We start from the raw sequence: 18,180 nt of genomic DNA on the forward strand, positions 1-18,180 counted from the left end.
AAAGTGAATAATAAGTAAAGGTCCTGTATCTTATGCTCAAGATCAGCTGCCAAACCAGGCGGCCTTTTTGTTTAACAAAAGGGCAGTTTAGTTGAATAATCCTCATTAGTTTTTTTCAACAATTGGCCAGATTACTTAATAACTACTTTACAAATACTTGGTTAAGTATATTCAATAATTTTAGAATTTTACTTTCTAAAATTATTGAATTTTTTATTTCTAAAATATAGAATGGATTTAAATGGAATAATTATGGAGGTTACCCATGTACGTACTAAATATTGCAGGAAGACAAAGAGAATATTACCAAATTCTTCTAGACTATTCTTTACTATGGGAAAGTGCTTTAGGAATAGCAGCAATTACTAACTCTCGACTTTTTGATACGTTAGAGAAGAAAAGTGAATTTGAACGCCAGCTGGAAACGATGCCAAGGGAATTATCATTGGAACTGAAATATGTAGAGAAAAACAATACATGGAAGTGTTTGTTTCAACTATTACACAGTTACCAAATCACTTCACCAGAGGTAAATAAATTTGTTGCATATATTAATGACCTACCTGAAGAAGAACTTAAGTTTATTTGCTTGCCATACATTGGGGATAATGCTCAAGAAATTAGAAAACGTGCTGCTCAAGGAAGCAAAGAATCTTTACATGCATTAAAAGATTTGACAAGTGAAATCAGCTTTTTTCCAACCTACATTGAATTCATTAATCAGGTGAATGTTGCGGAACTCAAAAATCATCTAATAAGCGTTTTTTCAAAATGGTATGAATCGTTTATCCATCCCATTTCAGAAGAATTAAATACAATCTTAAAAAATGATTTTGAAAATAAGGCTGTTATGCAGAAAAAGATGAATGCTGAAGAATTTGTCGGCTGGGCGACCGGAGGAATTAGTTACGTTCCTGAGCCTAGTATTCAGAATGTATTACTTATACCACAGCTTACTTATAGACCATGGAATATTGAGTCATATATAGAAGGAACCAAGGTATTTTATTATCCTGTGTCAAATGAGAGCATTAATCTTGGTGATAGATATCTGCCAAATTATTTTTTAATCCAAAAACATAAAGCACTTGGTGATGAGGTTAGATTAAGAATGGTTAAGCTTTTATTTGAGAGAGACTATACGTTACAAGAAATCACCGAAAAACTTGAACTAGGAAAATCAACGGCACATCATCATCTAAAGATTCTAAGAGCTGCGACGTTAGTTGAAGTTAAATCTTCTAAATATAGATTAAGAGACGCATCACTAAATTCAATATATAAAGAATTAGAATTATATTTGAACCAATAGGGGTGGGGCTATGAAGAATGTATTAAAAAGCCGTGGGTTTGTAGCATTATGGTTAGGAACAGCTATATCTGAACTAGCAGGAGCCTTTGGAACATTTTGCAATTCAATCTTAATATATAATATGACCGGCTCAAAACTAGCATTGGGAAGTATGTGGCTGCTTTACTTTATTCCTTCAATCATCCTTCAGCTTGTAAGCGGCCCTTTTATCGATAAATGGAGCAGGAAACGGATCATGATATTTTCTCAGTGGACAAGATCAGTGATTTTTTTATTTCTGCTTCTTATATTAGTAAATGGAAACATTGAGTCCTGGCATATCTATGCAGTACAGATCGTCATTGGATTACTGGCTCCTTTTTATGTGCCAGCGAGTCAAGCCATCACCCCTACCATTGTTTTAAAGGAGCAATTAAGCACTGCAAATGCATATATAGACGGCACTTCACGGCTCATGATGTTTTTAGCTCCTGTTTCAGGCGGAATTGTTATTGAATACATCGGAATAAAGCTAACCTTGTTAATTGTTGCCGTTCTGTTAACATTAAGCGGATTTTTTCTATTATGGGTGAAAGAACATCGAACTACAAAAGAAATTCGTTCTACATGGTTAGAGCAATTTAAGGAGGGGATCAGTTATTTCTTTAAAGAACGCAGAATCGTATGGCTTGGTGTCTTTTTAGGTTTTGTTCAATTTGGAGTTGGTGTAACAATGGTTATTAACTTACCTTATATTATAGAAATCTTAGATGGCAGCTATAATGACTATGGATTATTTATGGCTGGGTTTCCTTTCGGTTATGTTCTGGGATCATTGTTTGTAGGGAAGGTAAAATACAAGAGCAGAAGAATGATCATGCTAGGAGCTCTAGTTATTGGCGGCTTAACCTATGTCTCCCTAGGAGTAATTAGTAACATATATTTTGCAATACTTTTCGAGGTTATTGCAGGTATTGCCATGGCTTTCTTTAATGTACATAACACGACCATAAACCAGCAAACCGTTCCTAATCATCTGATGGGAAAAGTCTTTTCCGTTCGATTAGTAATTATAAGAGGAGTGATTCCTCTTGGCGTACTTATTGGGGGAGTGGTTAGTGAACTGTGGGGAATTAGACCGTTATTCATACTAATAGGGACATTAATATCTTCTGCAGCTATCATTGGAATTGTCTTTCCGTATTTTAAATTTATTGATGTTACGGTTTCCTCTAGTGAAAAAGTTATGTCCTAAGCTTTTTTAAATTAGGATTTGCAATGATTTTCAACAAAATGGCGTTTTTCTTTGGTAAGAATCGCGTCTCTTTGTTAACGTAAGTTGTGAAGATTTTCACTTAAACTAAAAGGGGCTTTTATTTAATAAGGGGACTAAAAAAAAGGAATGTCTTCAAAATTGTGACATTCCTTAGGATTTTCTGGAGTACAACTTACTTTCATCTTAAAGAGTTAGTTGACATGAAAAAAGAGGATATTAATTGAACGGTACGCATGATAACAATCCCAAAAGGGAATCGTAAAAAAGAGCGAATTGTGCTATTACACGAGAAGCGTGGGGCTAGGTGTTCACATTTCGCCCTACATTTGCTGCTTATTTAGCACGGGAAGGAATGCCATTATTTCGATTAGGACATAATTGTCTACACGAAAACACAGCTGTATGCTCGTTTATATCATGAAGCAAGAAAAGAACTTGAATATTCAAATGATGTAAAAAAACGGAATAAGTGTTCGTATAATACAATTATTACGAATAATAGTTTACATAATTATATTATTATGAACTAGATCAGTGCATTAAAATTGTTTTTGTATATTCGAAGAAGTCAACTAAATGATCATCAAGTATCTTTCTTAAAATAACTAAATTGATCTCCTGGTAATCATGGACTGCAATATTACGAAACCCGACCATAGCTTTCATTTTATCTGAAAGAGGGGGGGGCAGAATACCTTCAGCTTCCAATAAGGTAAATGCATCCCGGCTTTGCTGTGGGAGTCCCAATTTTTTAACGGCTACTATATGCATGGCCAAGTCAATACTTGCCTCACAAGCCCGCTGCAGGTTTAAAATAATTGAATCTTGCTTTGTATAATTCTCTAAATTTTTGGGGTTCTTATCGTATTCTTCGTGTATTCGTTTAATACATCGTTCAATTATACTTATTTTGTTTAAAATCACATCACTTTTCATATATTGTCCCGCTTTCGTCAATTTTTCTTAATATCTCTGATCGTTCCTCATTTAGCTTCGTATACATTTTTAATACTTTCATTTCAAATTCTTCTTTTTTTTGCTTATTGGTACAATATATAGTAGTTCCAGATTGTACAATTTGGGCTTGAAATACCGTACTAGCTTGGTTTATATCAATGAGATCCACGTCTTTATTGAGTTTAGCTGCTAATTCCTGAGCAATCATAAATATTTCATATTTATCTGCTTTTATTGTGCTACTCAAATATGCGATATCAATGTCACTTTCTTTATGTGAATTTCCACTTACAGTTGAACCAAATAATACTATCCAATCAGGAGACAATTTTTCACATAGTACATTTACAATGGTTTCTTCAAGGTTTTGATTCAACATTTTATCGCTCCTTAGCAAAAATCCTGGTTTTGACCTTTAACTTTAATGGCCGCAAATGTACTCGAACTAGTATGACTCCAATTATGTATAGTTTCTTGTTAGTAATACTAACTAATTTTTTTCTTATTCAATAATATCATGAATACTAAGTATATTAATTATAGCAAGCACTCCTTTACATGTCGATAATAACAATTCGTAAAAGAGATATTATACGAATAGTTGTATGGTAATCCCCCATTGCCTTAATTGAATAGAAACATTATGTTTTTTATCTTAAATGCCTAACTAAATTAAACTCAACACTAAACAAAATAAATGAGACCACCTATTGGCGGTCCTTTATAATATATTAACTTGTTTGTGTAACTATTAAAATTTTGAATAAAAGAGCTTGAGGTTAAATAAAATTTATTAGTTTCTAATTTCAGTCAAAAACTTATAATTCTAAATCCTTATCTACATGCTTATCTGTTTTTTAATTTATATTATTGCACATTTAGTAACTTTACAATTTTGTCCTTATTTACCTCGAAACCAATAAAAATCTCAGGGCGTTTAATAAAACCGGGAAGTCTTTTATCTTTTATTACAAAAGTAGGTACAATTCGTGAACCCGTTCTTTCTATCATTTCCTCCTCTTTATCAGGGACCTGGGTCAAATCATATTCAATGTATTTAATATCGTGCTGCGAAAGAAACTCCTTCGCTTCTTTACAATCCAGTCATGTTGGTCTTGAATATAATTCTATTTGCAATTTTTGCAAGTTTATCTCTCCTTTATATTCGACTTATCTATTTGTATTTTACCCATAAATACAAATTGTAATTAAATATACCAAATTGAAAAGTACGGAATATAGGCCTGCTTCAATAGGTTTCGCATCCTTATCTAGACTCTCTTACCCACCTAGCAGCTGGATCGCCAATAACTTTTGACTAGTCGGTACCTTGCTTTTCCGCTATTACACAATAATAGTCTATGGACTTGTCGATAAAATGTTCTATCCTGATACTTGAGTAACCGGTTTTTGTTAGTAAGTTCTCGATTTCCTCTGCTGCTGGAGTATATAATTTAAAATCATAGTCATCAGATGCTCTTTCCGTCATTATCTCCCTGGAACGAAACGAAATGACCAACCTACCTCCCGGCTTGAGCACTCTTCTTATCTCGCGTAGGGCAAGAATTGGACGAGACCAAAAGTAAATCGTGTTCACTGAAAATATTTTATTGAACATCGAATCGTCAAAAGGAATTTTTTCTATATCTCCCTGTTTGATCTGTACTCTCCCCTGCTTGATGAAAGCCTTATTGAGTTTGGTTGCAGCCTGGACCATTGTATCAGAATAATCTATACCGCACACATGAGTTCCCTTTATTCTTTTAATAATATCTGCAATATATTTTCCGTTACCAAAACCTATTTCTAGTATATGATCCTGTTCTTCAATATCGAGTAATTGGATTGTCTTTTCATTCATCGGAGCATTGATATTATTCATCAACTTACCCATTAACTTACCAATGAAACCTTTGGGACTTCTAGATTGACAAGCAAAGTATTTTTTAAATCCCATACATACCCCTCCAAATGGTGTATTATTTGGGGAATCAAATTTAGTACTTACCTCTTTTTTTATTTTCAATTCTCATTCTAATTATAATTAAGATTTTATTTCAACATTACTACTATTTAAAAAAATGCATCTCTATGCCAGATTCTATACTCCCTGCATTAGTCGATAGGAGAATCCTATATATCTACCCGCAATGGAGAATTTGCATAAGAATATGAAAGGTGAATTTTACTTTATTAATAAGAGATTTTTTATTTGACTGAGAGGCGTTGGGATGAGGATTTAACATTTTCAATAACAGAGCGGCAGACTCACAGAATGAGTTGAATGGAAATGAGCAATTCAAGAAATTTCACTAACCCCTTTAGGTATTGGTTTATATTATAGATAAACCTAACACTGCCTGTGTTAGGTTTTTAGATTGCCTATCTAGTAATGGTTTATGTTGAACATTTTATCTAACAACTAAATAAATTTGACTTAAGTTGGTAGCACCTACTAGACTACATCACGGTTTTGGCAAATTGCGCTTCTCCTGCTCCTTACGCCACCCATATCGGGTTGTGCCTCTAGGCTTGTAGACAGATAATATTGTAATAATGAGCAACACCAATAGGGCTCCAACAGCATGATTCATACCAGCCCCCATTGTACGGAGGTCAAGAATCGATGTTGTCGGATCTGCTGCTAAACTGATCATTTTATTAAGTGTCTGTGTGAAACCAAGCAAAATGATGGTAGCGAAGACAGTTAAAAGAAGTTTGAAAACCACCCAATAGTGCTTAAACAATCCCCAATGCGTGAAAAGGGACATGACAATTCCCGTTAACAGCGAAGCGAAGGACATTGGGACGATGACGTAGCTGGTGATCGGATCTAATGCTAGATAGGCTGCACGCACCATCTGTGCATCGTGGTTGATCTGAGTAACGGCTGCGAGAGCTAGGTAAGCAATGACCGCTCCGAGCCACCCGACAGACGCAGTGATATGTGTGGTAAGCGCGAATTTACGGATGCGGGGTGTCATGGTCATCACTGGGCCGTCCCCTGCTCTGTCTGTTCGGTTGGTTCACCCATAGGTAAGTGGCGACCAGGGCCGTGGTCACCATTTCCAAAAAACACCTTTATAACAAACAATAGTACCAGGGCGATGACGATGATCCCAGATACCTTTACCCAACGTGGCATTGGCGGCGGCTCTTTAGTCACATTCCGGCCATTATCGTTTTCTGGTGATTTTTTCATTTAGGTTTCCTCCTGCTTAGATGTAATGAATTCTTTTTCTAAAATCCTACTTAGTTCCATAACCATACTTGCAAACTTATTGTAAATGAGAAAACTAAAACGCTGATAATATGAAAATAAAAAGTTATAAAAAATATAAAAAAGTATGAAGTTACTTACCAAAAAAACTTTCAGTTTCAACCGAAAGTTTTCCAGAAAAGATTCTTATATTTTAAGTGGAAGTGTAAAACGGATTCCCAATCCTCCATGATTTGCTTGAAAAGCATGAATTTGCCCGCCATGATGTTCAATTATTAATTTACAACTGGAAAGACCTAATCCGGAGCCTTGATTATCCATTTGTCTAGACTTATCTACTGTAAAAAATTTAAGAAACAGCGATGATAGATCCTTAGATGGCACTCCAACACCATTATCCTCTATTTGAAAATATGAATAACTATCCTGCGCATAACCGGTCAAATAGACATGAAGGTCTTTCTTGTTACCGTATCTGACAGCATTGCTAAAAAGATTACCAAATACGCGCCGTATCATGTTTTCATTAATACATATGATTTGGTTCGAATTGAACCTCTGCTTCCATGTAAGTCTGAAATTGAATCCGGATAATTCGGTTTCATATTCAGTTGCAATATTTTCAAACAATCTATGAGCCTCCATCGGTCTCATATCAATGGTTTCAACTATAGCCTCATTCTTGGTATACATAGAGAAAGTTTCTATCAGCTCCACCATGTGTCTTGATTTTTTCATAATAAGCTCATAATAATCCTGTGTTTCCATTTTAGTTAGATTCTTTTGCATGGAGAGTAGTTCCACAAATCCTGTTATCGAAGTTAATGGGGTCTTCAAATCATGAGCGATAGCAGCGATCATATCAACCTGTTCCCTATGAGCCTGGTATAATCTTTCTTCCATCTCATTGAAATGATTATACAGGTCCCCGATTTCGTCCTTTCTTCTTGAATGCAATGGGGTTCGGGAGTTACCGATATTTACTTTTTTTAGCCTCGAATTGAGGGTTTCGATCGGTTTAGTGATGTTAAAGTGAAAAAATATGGTTAAAACAACAAATATCAATCCCATTAAAAAACTAAGAAGTAAAAGCATTTGAAAATGAACCGGACTAAAAATATTTCCTAGCAACGCGTGCCCTTCATCTGAAAATAACGATTTTATATATAAGACAAAAAAGGCTGCAATCAGCAGAAACATTAGCAAAAATATTAAGAGAAACAGTAACGGAAGCTTGGTTTTTAGCTTCATGTTCATCTATTCCCTTCAATATATTTGTACCCGACACCCCAGACGGTTTTGATAAAATCATACTCTACGCCAATCTTTTTGCGGATATTTTTTATATGAACCGTGACAGTGTTTAATTCTCCGTACTCGTCTCCCCAGACGCTATCATAAATTTGTTCACGTGTGAGGACATTATTTGGATGATTCATCAGAAAGGATAAAATTTGAAATTCTTTTGTCGATAAATCGAGCTTTTCATGATTCAAAAAAGCTTCAAACGACTTATCATTTAATATGAGCGGCGAGTTTGAACTTTGAAAGTTCATATCCTTTTCGTGCCTAAGACCACTCCATTCCTGAAATAGACGGTCAACCTTTCTGAAATGAGCTTTTATGCGTGAGGTAAGCTCTTGAATGCTGAAAGGTTTAGTCATATAATCGTCTGCACCAATTTCCAGTCCAATAATCTTGTCCATATCTCTGTTGCGTGCACTTAGTAATAGAATGGGAATGTTGTATTCCTTTCTAATTTTTCGGCATACTTCTAAACCGTCCATTTCTGGCATCATGATATCCAAAACAATAAAATCAATCTTGTTTTCTTTCAGTATAGATAAAGCTTCTTTTCCAGAGTAAGCTCGTATTGCATTAAATTGTTCAAACTTTAAGCTTTCTGTAATTAGTTTTACAATGTCACGCTCATCATCGACCACTAAAATCGTTTTCTCCATTTTTTTCACCAGCTTTATTCCTTTTTTCATTTTTCTTTCATGGTAACAAAAAAATTTAACTTATGTGGCACTTTATATTAATTGGATCTTTATTGAAATCTATCGAATTCGCTAAGACGTATCAATTTCAGTTTGTCTCCTAGGGGACTTAAGAAAAAGCACTAAAATTCAGGAATAGTCACCAACCCTTTTTGAGGGAGAAACGACGGGAATCTAGGAAATGCATTCTTCCAGTATGTTTATAGTAAGGAACACAGATTCAATTCCACTTCAAGCATTTGAATCTTTCTGAATATTATTTCTATTGCTATTTTCTGTGGTTGGATGTTTCTATTTCTTAGACTCAAAAGGTACGTTTGCCTACTTTCAGCTGATACCATCCAATTTTCCTTTGGTCACAACTTGTTGCCATTTAAGCCCTCTGTCTATTGTTAGGAACATATCATTTGTCTGTGTAATTAACACTACTTCGTTTCTATTTAAGGGGTTAGAAGTTATTTCAATGATTGCATCGTTTTCACTTATTTCGGGTAACAGGAATTTTTTTTTCATTCTAGTAGCTAAATCTAACTCATACAATTGAGCATTCCCATCTTCTATTAAGGAAAAGAGAAGAGTCTCTTCTTCGAAGTATAGGGATGTTATCATATCTTTTTTACTTATTAGCTGAAAGTTGTCACCAAAGTCTGTCGAATAAAAAAGGCCATCTTTTGTAGAAATACCAACCAGTGCAGCCTCCTTTGGATGGGTGGCAATTTTAGAAATTGATTTAGAAGTTAGACCATTCAGTTCACTTAACTCCCAAGTTTCACCATTGTTCTTCGAAAAAAAGATACCTGTGTATAATTTAGAATTGGGGACTTCATTTATTACATAAATCGCACGGCTGTAATACCCAACCGCCATATGATGGAAATCCGATTCCCCGTAAAATGCTAATTTTTCTAATGTCTTTCCATTATCCGTACTTTTGATTAGGCCAAGAGGATCCTTAAAATCAGAATCCGAATCTGGATGACCACTCGAGTAAAATCCATCATACGTTGCTTGGAATCCTATATAATCATGATTATTGGTTGTGGATTCATTCCAGCGTCCCTTTGAAAATTTCAATAAACCTGAATGAGTAGCAACAAAGAGTTCCTCTTTTTCCTCTGTGTACCCTATACCGTGAATATGCTCTATATTTCTATCAGTAACTTCAGTGTAACTAAATCCTTCATTGTAATTCTGGTCTTTTGAGCACCCTAATAGCATTACCCCTAATCCCGACACAAGTATACTCCATTTCAGTACATTGATTTTGAACGCCTCCTAAATACATTTAATCTTTCTGAAAATAGGCGATATCACAATATTTATCGTGATTTTATGATTAATTTTATAAGGAAGTTTTCAGCAGGAGTGTGAGGGCATGAATATAAAAAAATACTTTGCGCAGCTTTAAGACTTAAATTTACTAAAAAGATGTCAAGAAAATATGAAGACCTTCAGTTTTACATGTTTTTTATTAGTAGTTAGTATATCTGACATAACAAAAATGCTGATTATGGAAGTATGTTTTTTATATGAAATAAAGCCAGAAATATGTACTTTTGATTAAGAACTTGCATATTATTAGCTCACTATTGATTTAGATTATTGAACAAAAGCACCCTATTGTTTAAGTGCATTTTTTCACAAAACTTCAATTAGGACTCTTGTAAGGTCAATTAATAAATTTAATCGAGTAGCAATATAAATCAAAATTCCAACCACAGCAAGCCTATAAATTATCACCCAGTGTTTACTATCCATATTAGATACCTCTTCTAAATTTTAATTTCAGTCGAGTATAGTTTTCTACACACTGGGCTTTCTCTCCTTCTCCAATCACTGCCCTTTAGCTCAATGACCAATAGGCTAACTTTTTTCCAGCCTGATCTTTAAGGAAAGCACCCGTTACTTCAATAAGAAACTTTCGATAGATACAAATAAAATAAATATAAATACAACTATACTTAGCCAGCCGTAACCTTTTTGTCCCTTTTGAAATTCTCTTAATCCCATTACCAACATCGTTAAACCTAAAAACAACATCATATATGGTTGAAACTTAAAATCCTCAGTAATCAATCCATACCCTGCAAGTGAAATAACTGTTATTGATAATATAATTTGCAGTAATTTTATCAATTAAAAACCCCCTTTAACCAAGTTACCACATATCCCTAATTCATTATTAAACTATCCTGCCCTTTTGTTGAAGAAAAAGGATTGTTGAAATGGCAGCCGTTCTTTAAGCAGTGCACCCATTAGTTGATGATAACTTTTGCTTTTTTAAGACAACACCGACACTTTTTTAAGTTAGAAGTTTATTTCTTATGGACCTTTACATACACACTTCCGAATAGTTTATCTCCAATATAAACATCTAATTTCCACATTCCACTCTTTGGTAATGACATATTAGATGGGGCGTGTCGGTCTGCTCCGTTATTATCACCACCTAGTCCGCCTTCTACCACAGTTATTTGCTTTTCATCATTCTCATGTATAGCAACTACTTTAAGTTTTCCATTAAACTCTTGGTCTTCTCCCCAAAAATGCCACATATACTTTTGAGTTTTATTTGGATAAAATCTAACAGCCTCACTATCATCATAAATGAAACCTAAGCGCCCTTTTTCACCAATCATAGTGTAATTACCAGATTTGAATAGAGGACTTTGATTCCACTTTTGTGCTAGATTTTTATTTTCCACATTTGTAGTTACGCTTTCCTCATTCTTATTTGTACACCCTACAGTAGTTAAGATAACAATAATCGAAATAATTGAAACAAAACTTTTTATAAACATAAACACCACCCCACTCTTTTTATGAATATATTCCCAGTCAACTTCAAATATCCTTTATTAACTAACCTCCCTCAATAAAAGAAGCGTACACACCCAATTACTCCTGATTTCTTAGATTTTCATAGCTATTTACCTGCCGGTAAATGGGTTTCAATTGGAGGATAGTCACTGAAAAGGATATATTTGGACACACCGAGAAAAATGAGCTACAACCCACTAACCAATCTATTACATAAATTGGTGGAATAGTAAGAATATGACCGCACTGGTAGATGTCCACATATCTCATGGAGGTCAACCCTCCCATGCCTCACAGAGTCTTTGCTCTCAAATTCCTTCGTCCAACCTTTCCATGAGGTGGATGTCGGCCATGCTGCCCCACAGGGTCCATGCCCGTAATTTAGTTGCTTTGCCGACTAATCCGTGCTTCAAATGGTCTCCAAAACTATAAGCCAAGACCTATTTCTAATCTAAACGAAACCAGAATTAAGCGGCCAGTTCTGCCTTCTTTGATCCTGCCAAGTGAGGGATATCTTTTAACATCTTTTCTTCACTAAATTCAAATTGCTTTTTACTTATACTAAAGAAAATACGAATCAATTTATTACACAAAGCGATAAGGGACTGCATCTTCTTTAGCGGGTTGTCTGGCCGTTGTGTAAAGTAAGCATGCAGGGCCTTAAAAGCTGAATTTTTGGCAACGAGAATCATGCAAACCCTAAACAACAGAGCCCTTAGCTTCTTCCGTCCTCTCTTGGAGATGGTGGTTTTTCCCTTATGCTTTCCAGGCGTATTTTCCTTCAGACTCAAGCCAGCCAGCTTAATAATTTGTCGGGGGTGAGTGTACTCACGCAGGTCACCCACTTCCGCAAAGAAACCAGCGACTGTATCTCTTCCAACACCCTTGATCGCTAACATTTGGGCTACACCTGGAATTTCATCAAGCAGGGAATCTATTTTTCCGTCCAATTCTTCGAATTCCTTCTGAATCAAATCATATTTAGCCAGAAGAGTTTTCAGCTCCATTTTTGCCATCTCAGAGCCTTGGCGAAGTCCGATGGACTGACTCGCTGCTTGCTTTAACTCCCGAACCTTATTAGCACCTACACTTCTTTTTACGGATTTTCTTAAATGGATAAGCAATTGATCTTCAGTGAAATTGGCTATTTCATGCGGTAGAGCATAAAGCCGTAAGAATTGTAAGGCAGCCTTGCCCTCCCACTTCTTAAAGACCTTAAGGAATTCCGGAAAATACCGGTCAATCCAGTTATGCACCTGGCCCTGGACCGTTTGAAGGTCCTCGGTTAAAAGATCGCGTATTTTCTTTGCCACACGGAGTTCGGCATAAACACCTTGCGGTATTGTTGGTTCGGCGTATCTTCCATCCTTGACCAATTGGGCAATCACCTTGGCATCTTTTACATCATTTTTAGTTGGGGAATTATCATCAAGTTCCTTGCTTTTCTTGACGTGCAAGGGGTTCACAGCTTTAATCTCGTTCTCTTTTAAAATGTGAGCCAGGTTAAACCAATAATGACCTGTTGGCTCCATACCGACAATCACTTTCTCCATACTATGTGCTTTCTTCGTTTCCGAAATCCAATGAAGAAAATGCTCAAAACCTTCTTTTGTATTTTCAAAATAACAAGGGGATCCAAACTCGATTCCCCTGAAATCCTGGGCACGTGCCACATGCTTGAATTTCGCGATATCCACCCCTATAATCAGGGTGTAAGGAGTAATTTGAGCAATCTTCTTATTCTGGTTATAATTCATTTTAAAGCCTCCTGGTATTTGAGTAATGTCCTTTTCGCTTCCCGGCTTCAGGACTCTCTCATTCTACCAAGAGGTTATTTTTTTGTTCAAACTCCATTTTCCTTCATTACAGGAATGCTGCCCCTTTTGTTTAAAAAGAAAAAGCTGCCTGATTAGCAACTGATCTAGTACATAAGAACCCTTTTATTTAAGTACATGTTTATTTACATGGTTGAAATTCAATGGATTTTGCTTGAAACATTTTATCTCGATATTCATAAACAATTACAATATTTCCAACAAAGCTGGAAGGAGATATTTGTCCAGCGACACTTACAATCAGGTGATTGTTTCTAACTTCATAGTCGACAATACTACCAAAACCAACATCATCAAACAGGTTTTCGGGTTTTATTTCTAAAGCGGTTATATCAACTGTACATTCTTTGTCACCGATAATGACCTTGGCATCTTTTACAGTTAACTTTGTTTTCACGTGCTTATGAATAATAACTAAAGGATTTTCAACAATCACTTCATTTACGTTTAAACCACTATTATTTAGTGCGTGAAAAACATAAACATCTTCCCATAAGACACCCGTTCCATAACCCTTTGTCAAGATTATGATTAATTCTTTCTTTTGGTCTTTGTTGATGTCCTCGTATATAATCTGTGGAGCATAGGTAGGGTTTGTTTCGCTAATCCAAAAAGGTCTAGAGTATAATCCCCCTTTGAAATTAATTTTGAAGTCCCTAAATAATCCATTCATTTTCTTAGCATAAAGGGTTATATTTTCTTTGTCGTTCCTGCTAACAATTTCATACCCTTCAATCTCCCCTCCTACAATGGTAGGTTGAATTATAAGAACAACTGACAAAATTAATCCAATATAGATCTTCATAGGCATCACCTCTTTTTTAGTGTTTCCTAGCCCTTTACTTTATTCAGCTACTGCCCCTTTAGTTTAAAAAGAAAAAAATTGCCTGAATAGCAGCATGTACATAAGCACCTGTTTGTTATGGTCATTACTTATTTTGACAAATGTTTGTAATCTAATATCTCAATCTTAAAATCGTGATTACATTTCAACTTATTCAGCTTTCCACTGTTACAGGATGGGGATATTCTAACCTTAACTATATCTTCTGTATCATTATCATTATTTTTTGAAGGAATAAGAATTCTTACGGTAACATCATAAGAATGATTATCATTGTAATTTATACCGATGATTCTTTGCCATTGCCAGTCAAAAAGAGAATCGCCACCATACTCTCTAATTATTCTTTTATCGATAATGGGAAACACAAGGTCTGAAACAATATCTTCTGTTGTAATATAGATATCTTCTGCATTTGGAACAGATTCTGCTGTAACCGTTTGTAAATGAGCAAAAGCAAATAATAAAATACCCAATATGATTAAGTATTGTTTAAAAATAAAATTCACCCCATTTTTAGATTTCCCAGTTAATATCCCAAGTTTTTCATTCTTTATCCAACAAACCTGCACCGTTTGTTCATTAAGAAAAGTGCTGCCTGGAATGGCAACACTTTTTTCAACTCTTCCACCCGTTAAGCTTAATTAAGATTTCTTGTTACCGAGTTAAATGTTCTTTAATAATCTGTTTAAAATATGGCTTAAAATCATTTCAATAGTTTGTTGAGAATCCTCATTAACTACTGTTAATAGCACACTAACACGATCTTTTTTATCTGCCTTACTTTCAAAGTTTTCGACTCGTTTTAGATTCATAAGTTTATCAATCTATTTGAACTACGCTGAGTTACCTGTATTTTAACTTCACCAAAGGAAGGAGAGAGCTTAACAATAAAAGCTTCCTCTCCATTGGAGAATCTGTAGGTTGCTTCATTATAATAAAGGTAAGCCTTTTAAAGTAGAATCAAATACCATTATCCGATTAGAATAGCGAAAGAAAGTCGTTTTCTTCTGGAAATGTAGGCATCCTGGCCCTTAAGTTGAAAAGGAAAAAAGCTGCCTGATTAGCAGCTGATCTTGAACATAAACACCTTTTTGTTGATGAAGGTTAATCCATATTTTCTGCAATCTTTTTAAGTGCCTTTGCTCGCGAAATAATAAATGCCGTCATATATTTCTCCAAAAATAACTTATCCACTACAATGCCAATTGGACCAAAGGGTGATTTATACTGGAATATATCAATCATTATAGTTCCGCCAGTATCTTCAATAAATTGATGGGTATGAACAAAGGAATGGAAAGCTCCTCTCACCATAACATCTACAAACTTATAAGGTTTTTCCATTAATGTCACTTTGGCTGTTAGCCTTTGTTTTATTCCATAGTGAATGGCTTCCCAGGTAACGGTATCGCCTTGTTCTAATAACCCTTCTGTCACTCCATCAATAGCTCTTTCCATTGTATTAGAGGTCGTTTGAGTATGAATATGGACGTTTCTTGCAAGGTTAAAACATATTTCTATCGGTGCTTTAATAAATTGTTGATGATCAATAACAGGCATAGATATCTCCTTTTACAAACACTTAATAACATATTATAATTCGTTGGAGTCGATATTAACTATTCTTATTAAGAAACCTTCCCTATTGTTTAAGTACTCTCCTTCATAATTTCTTACAATAATATTAAGTAATAGCACCTATACAGTTTCTGTTGAAAATTCATAAAAATAATAAACATACTGTCACAACATACATCACCTAATTGCCTATTAGTTAGAGAGCATGTATCGGAGTAAATTCAGGAAAAGGTGCAAACCATATAAGCTTGCGGCTATATATAGGCGACTAAGTTTAATTTTCTTGGTTTATGACTGGATCTCAATAAATAATTATAAAATAATTAATTTAGGTTAATTAATTTAGTGTCTCCATCTAAAATCACTTTCCCTTTTCCTACCTTGATAAGGTTGTGTCCCTTTATTTTTTTATCCTCAATCGGATGTTTACTTCCAACAATCGTCATGTTCTGAATTCCTTTACCATCATCCATTCCATAGATGTAAACATAGGGATAAACTGATTTTAATGTGCTATTCATCGATTCAATCAACAAATCTCCTTTCTGTTCACCAATTGCATTAATAACTATAATACCTTTACTGTTTAACTTCTCACTTGTAAGCTCAAAAAACTCTTTTGATATTAGATGAAACGGAATTTGAGTTGTGTTGTTATAGGCGTCTAAAAAGATTAGATCAAATTTACTTTGCTGCTCTTTCAGGATTTTTCTTCCGTCCCCTATCTCTACACTATTTCCATTGTATTGAAAATATTGACGGCTAATCTCTAATACCTCTTCATCGATTTCCGCTACAAGAACATTTTTATTCGCATTTTCAAACTTTCGTGTTAATGTTCCTATACCATGGCCAATCATATAGACTTCTTTACTCTCTGGAGCAAATTTCTTAGAAACCTCCCACACGCTTTTAGAATAATCCAAGAGAAGTTTATCAGGCTGTTCCATATCCATCATTCCCTGAATAGTTGTTTCATTGCCGAAGGTAAGTGAGCGAAACCTTCCTTCTTTACCTTGATAGAAATCCTTTTCGAATACATAAATATCATGGTAAAGACTTGTCTTTTTCAAAAGAATGTCTTGGGATTTCTCTCCAACTGGAAGAAAAGGAAGGGCAATAAACAGAGCTGGAATGATCAATAAAAAACCTTGTTTCTTTGTTTTAGTATCACAATAAAAAATGCTTGTTAAATATATAAGTCCAGCCAGGAGCCCAATAATGGAGTTAATATTAATCCATGGTATTAGCCAGAAAGTCGTCACAAGTGTTCCAAGAACGCTTCCGATGGCTGATGCTGAATGTAAGCTGCCAATCATTTTCCCGCTTGCCAATTCTCCTAAACCATCCTTCATAAGGATAGTACCGATGATACTGAGAAGAAAATTGGGGATTAAATAAAGCAAGAGGACACCTAGCGTTGTACCAGGAGTACTTGAAAGCGATTCAAGTAATGGAAAGAGTGTAGTTTTAATCCAGGGAATAATAGCTATCGAAAGAATACCAATAAGGTAGATAAATAACATGATTTCTCGAATATTTGCTTTATCAGCTAGATACCCGCCAACTATGTATCCTGCACTCGAACCAATCAGGAAAACAGAGATAATAATTCCCCATGTGTAAACAGTGTTTCCAAATGACGGGGCAATAAGTCTTGTGGCTGTCATTTCCAATCCCATTATTACAAAGCTGACAACAAATAACGTTAAATAGATTTTTGACTTCATACAGATCTCCGTTCCAACGTAATAATGTTCATATGTATTCAATTCTTTTAGTTTTAAAAAATAAAACTCTGGCATACCATCATCTTTTCGTATGACAAAAACGCAAAGAGCCTGCCTTCTAACACTTCTAAGTCCTAAAAGAATTTCAGTTTTTTTGTTTGGTTCACTTCTCCGGATCAATAGAAGTAATCTCTCCATTGTTGTTTGTTGCTGTAAGGGTTAAATTACTTCCTTTACCACATTTAAACCTTCTATCTGGTTCAAGTTTTCAGTGGTATCATTTATTTGTGTAGCCTGATAATAAAATATCAGTTTCTCTTCTTTTAACTAGGTTAAATCGCAAAAAATCCCAGCGTTAAATGTTCTTTGCCCTTTTCATTGTGACCGCTTTTTTAATAGCATGTGCACCTATAAAAATTGAAAAAACACTTCTAATGGTAATCAGCAATAATAACAGAAATTTATTCTTTGTTTTGCTTATCCCTTATATAAGCCTTTCAGAGTTATAATCGTGTGAAGAACAAGCGAGAATGGAATTTCCAAGCTCTGTTAAGCTGTATTCCCCCAAAGGTTTGGTACATCATTCCTCTTCTTTATATTAAAGTAAATATTATTTCATATATGTT

The 18,180-nt window shown here is 34.9% G+C and carries 18 protein-coding genes; 2 read left to right on the forward strand and 16 right to left on the reverse strand.

Annotation, left to right across the window (positions count from 1 at the left end):
- Positions 1–265 precede the first annotated feature (265 nt).
- On the forward strand, positions 266–1,312 hold the full coding sequence (locus MKY20_RS23870) for an ArsR/SmtB family transcription factor (RefSeq protein WP_341003417.1): 1,047 nt from the start codon (positions 266–268) through the stop codon (positions 1,310–1,312).
- Positions 1,313–1,322: 10 nt separating this feature from the next.
- Entirely contained in the window at positions 1,323–2,546 is a 1,224-nt protein-coding gene (locus MKY20_RS23875) for an MFS transporter (RefSeq protein WP_341003418.1), read from the forward strand.
- Positions 2,547–3,098: 552 nt separating this feature from the next.
- On the opposite strand, the gene hepT is transcribed toward MKY20_RS23875, so the two are convergent.
- The 16 genes from hepT to MKY20_RS23950 all read right to left on the reverse strand — a co-directional run bounded on the left by hepT (position 3,099) and on the right by MKY20_RS23950 (position 17,554).
- Positions 3,099–3,503, reverse strand: a complete 405-nt coding sequence (gene hepT / locus MKY20_RS23880; RefSeq protein WP_341003421.1) for a type VII toxin-antitoxin system HepT family RNase toxin — start codon at positions 3,501–3,503, stop codon at positions 3,099–3,101.
- Entirely contained in the window at positions 3,493–3,900 is a 408-nt protein-coding gene (mntA, locus tag MKY20_RS23885; protein ID WP_341004113.1) for a type VII toxin-antitoxin system MntA family adenylyltransferase antitoxin, read from the reverse strand. The genes hepT and mntA overlap by 11 nt, the downstream gene beginning before the upstream one ends.
- Positions 3,901–4,391: 491 nt before the next feature.
- Positions 4,392–4,628: a glutaredoxin domain-containing protein gene (locus tag MKY20_RS28740; protein ID WP_083805748.1), complete on the reverse strand. Its 237-nt coding sequence runs from the start codon at positions 4,626–4,628 to the stop codon at positions 4,392–4,394.
- 214 nt (positions 4,629–4,842) lie between these two features.
- Complete coding sequence (locus MKY20_RS23890) at positions 4,843–5,481, reverse strand: class I SAM-dependent methyltransferase (RefSeq protein ID WP_009336058.1); 639 nt, start codon at positions 5,479–5,481, stop codon at positions 4,843–4,845.
- A gap of 508 nt (positions 5,482–5,989) precedes the next feature.
- Positions 5,990–6,385: a DUF2269 domain-containing protein gene (locus tag MKY20_RS23895; RefSeq protein ID WP_232292556.1), complete on the reverse strand. Its 396-nt coding sequence runs from the start codon at positions 6,383–6,385 to the stop codon at positions 5,990–5,992.
- A gap of 128 nt (positions 6,386–6,513) precedes the next feature.
- Positions 6,514–6,726, reverse strand: a complete 213-nt coding sequence (locus MKY20_RS23900; RefSeq protein ID WP_009336056.1) for a hypothetical protein — start codon at positions 6,724–6,726, stop codon at positions 6,514–6,516.
- A gap of 204 nt (positions 6,727–6,930) precedes the next feature.
- Positions 6,931–7,995 carry an ATP-binding protein gene (locus MKY20_RS23905; protein ID WP_034297856.1) on the reverse strand — a complete coding sequence of 355 codons (1,065 nt, stop codon included), beginning with the start codon at positions 7,993–7,995 and terminating at the stop codon, positions 6,931–6,933.
- 2 nt (positions 7,996–7,997) lie between these two features.
- The gene (locus MKY20_RS23910) at positions 7,998–8,705 is read right to left on the reverse strand and encodes a response regulator transcription factor (protein ID WP_284522325.1); all 708 of its coding nucleotides are present in this window, start codon (positions 8,703–8,705) and stop codon (positions 7,998–8,000) included.
- Positions 8,706–9,071: 366 nt separating this feature from the next.
- Positions 9,072–9,980, reverse strand: a complete 909-nt coding sequence (locus tag MKY20_RS23915; protein ID WP_009336052.1) for a F510_1955 family glycosylhydrolase — start codon at positions 9,978–9,980, stop codon at positions 9,072–9,074.
- A 666-nt stretch (positions 9,981–10,646) separates the two neighbouring features.
- Positions 10,647–10,880, reverse strand: a complete 234-nt coding sequence (locus MKY20_RS23920) for a YczI family protein (protein ID WP_009336051.1) — start codon at positions 10,878–10,880, stop codon at positions 10,647–10,649.
- Positions 10,881–11,059: 179 nt separating this feature from the next.
- The gene (locus tag MKY20_RS23925; RefSeq protein WP_009336050.1) at positions 11,060–11,545 is read right to left on the reverse strand and encodes a hypothetical protein; all 486 of its coding nucleotides are present in this window, start codon (positions 11,543–11,545) and stop codon (positions 11,060–11,062) included.
- 486 nt (positions 11,546–12,031) lie between these two features.
- On the reverse strand, positions 12,032–13,321 hold the full coding sequence (locus MKY20_RS23930) for an IS110 family transposase (protein WP_009336049.1): 1,290 nt from the start codon (positions 13,319–13,321) through the stop codon (positions 12,032–12,034).
- Positions 13,322–13,520: 199 nt separating this feature from the next.
- A complete protein-coding gene (locus MKY20_RS23935) occupies positions 13,521–14,204 on the reverse strand; it encodes a hypothetical protein (RefSeq protein ID WP_009336048.1) in 684 nt (227 codons plus the stop codon).
- Positions 14,205–14,332: 128 nt separating this feature from the next.
- Complete coding sequence (locus MKY20_RS23940; RefSeq protein ID WP_009336047.1) at positions 14,333–14,815, reverse strand: hypothetical protein; 483 nt, start codon at positions 14,813–14,815, stop codon at positions 14,333–14,335.
- A 535-nt stretch (positions 14,816–15,350) separates the two neighbouring features.
- Positions 15,351–15,806: an SRPBCC family protein gene (locus tag MKY20_RS23945; protein WP_009336046.1), complete on the reverse strand. Its 456-nt coding sequence runs from the start codon at positions 15,804–15,806 to the stop codon at positions 15,351–15,353.
- Positions 15,807–16,147: 341 nt separating this feature from the next.
- Positions 16,148–17,554 (reverse strand): fused MFS/spermidine synthase, encoded by a 1,407-nt coding sequence (locus MKY20_RS23950; protein ID WP_009336045.1) that lies wholly within the window; start codon positions 17,552–17,554, stop codon positions 16,148–16,150.
- Between the last annotated feature and the right edge of the window lie 626 nt (positions 17,555–18,180).

The organism is Cytobacillus sp. FSL W8-0315 (assembly GCF_038002905.1).
GTDB classification, from domain to species: domain Bacteria; phylum Bacillota; class Bacilli; order Bacillales; family Cytobacillaceae; genus Cytobacillus; species Cytobacillus pseudoceanisediminis.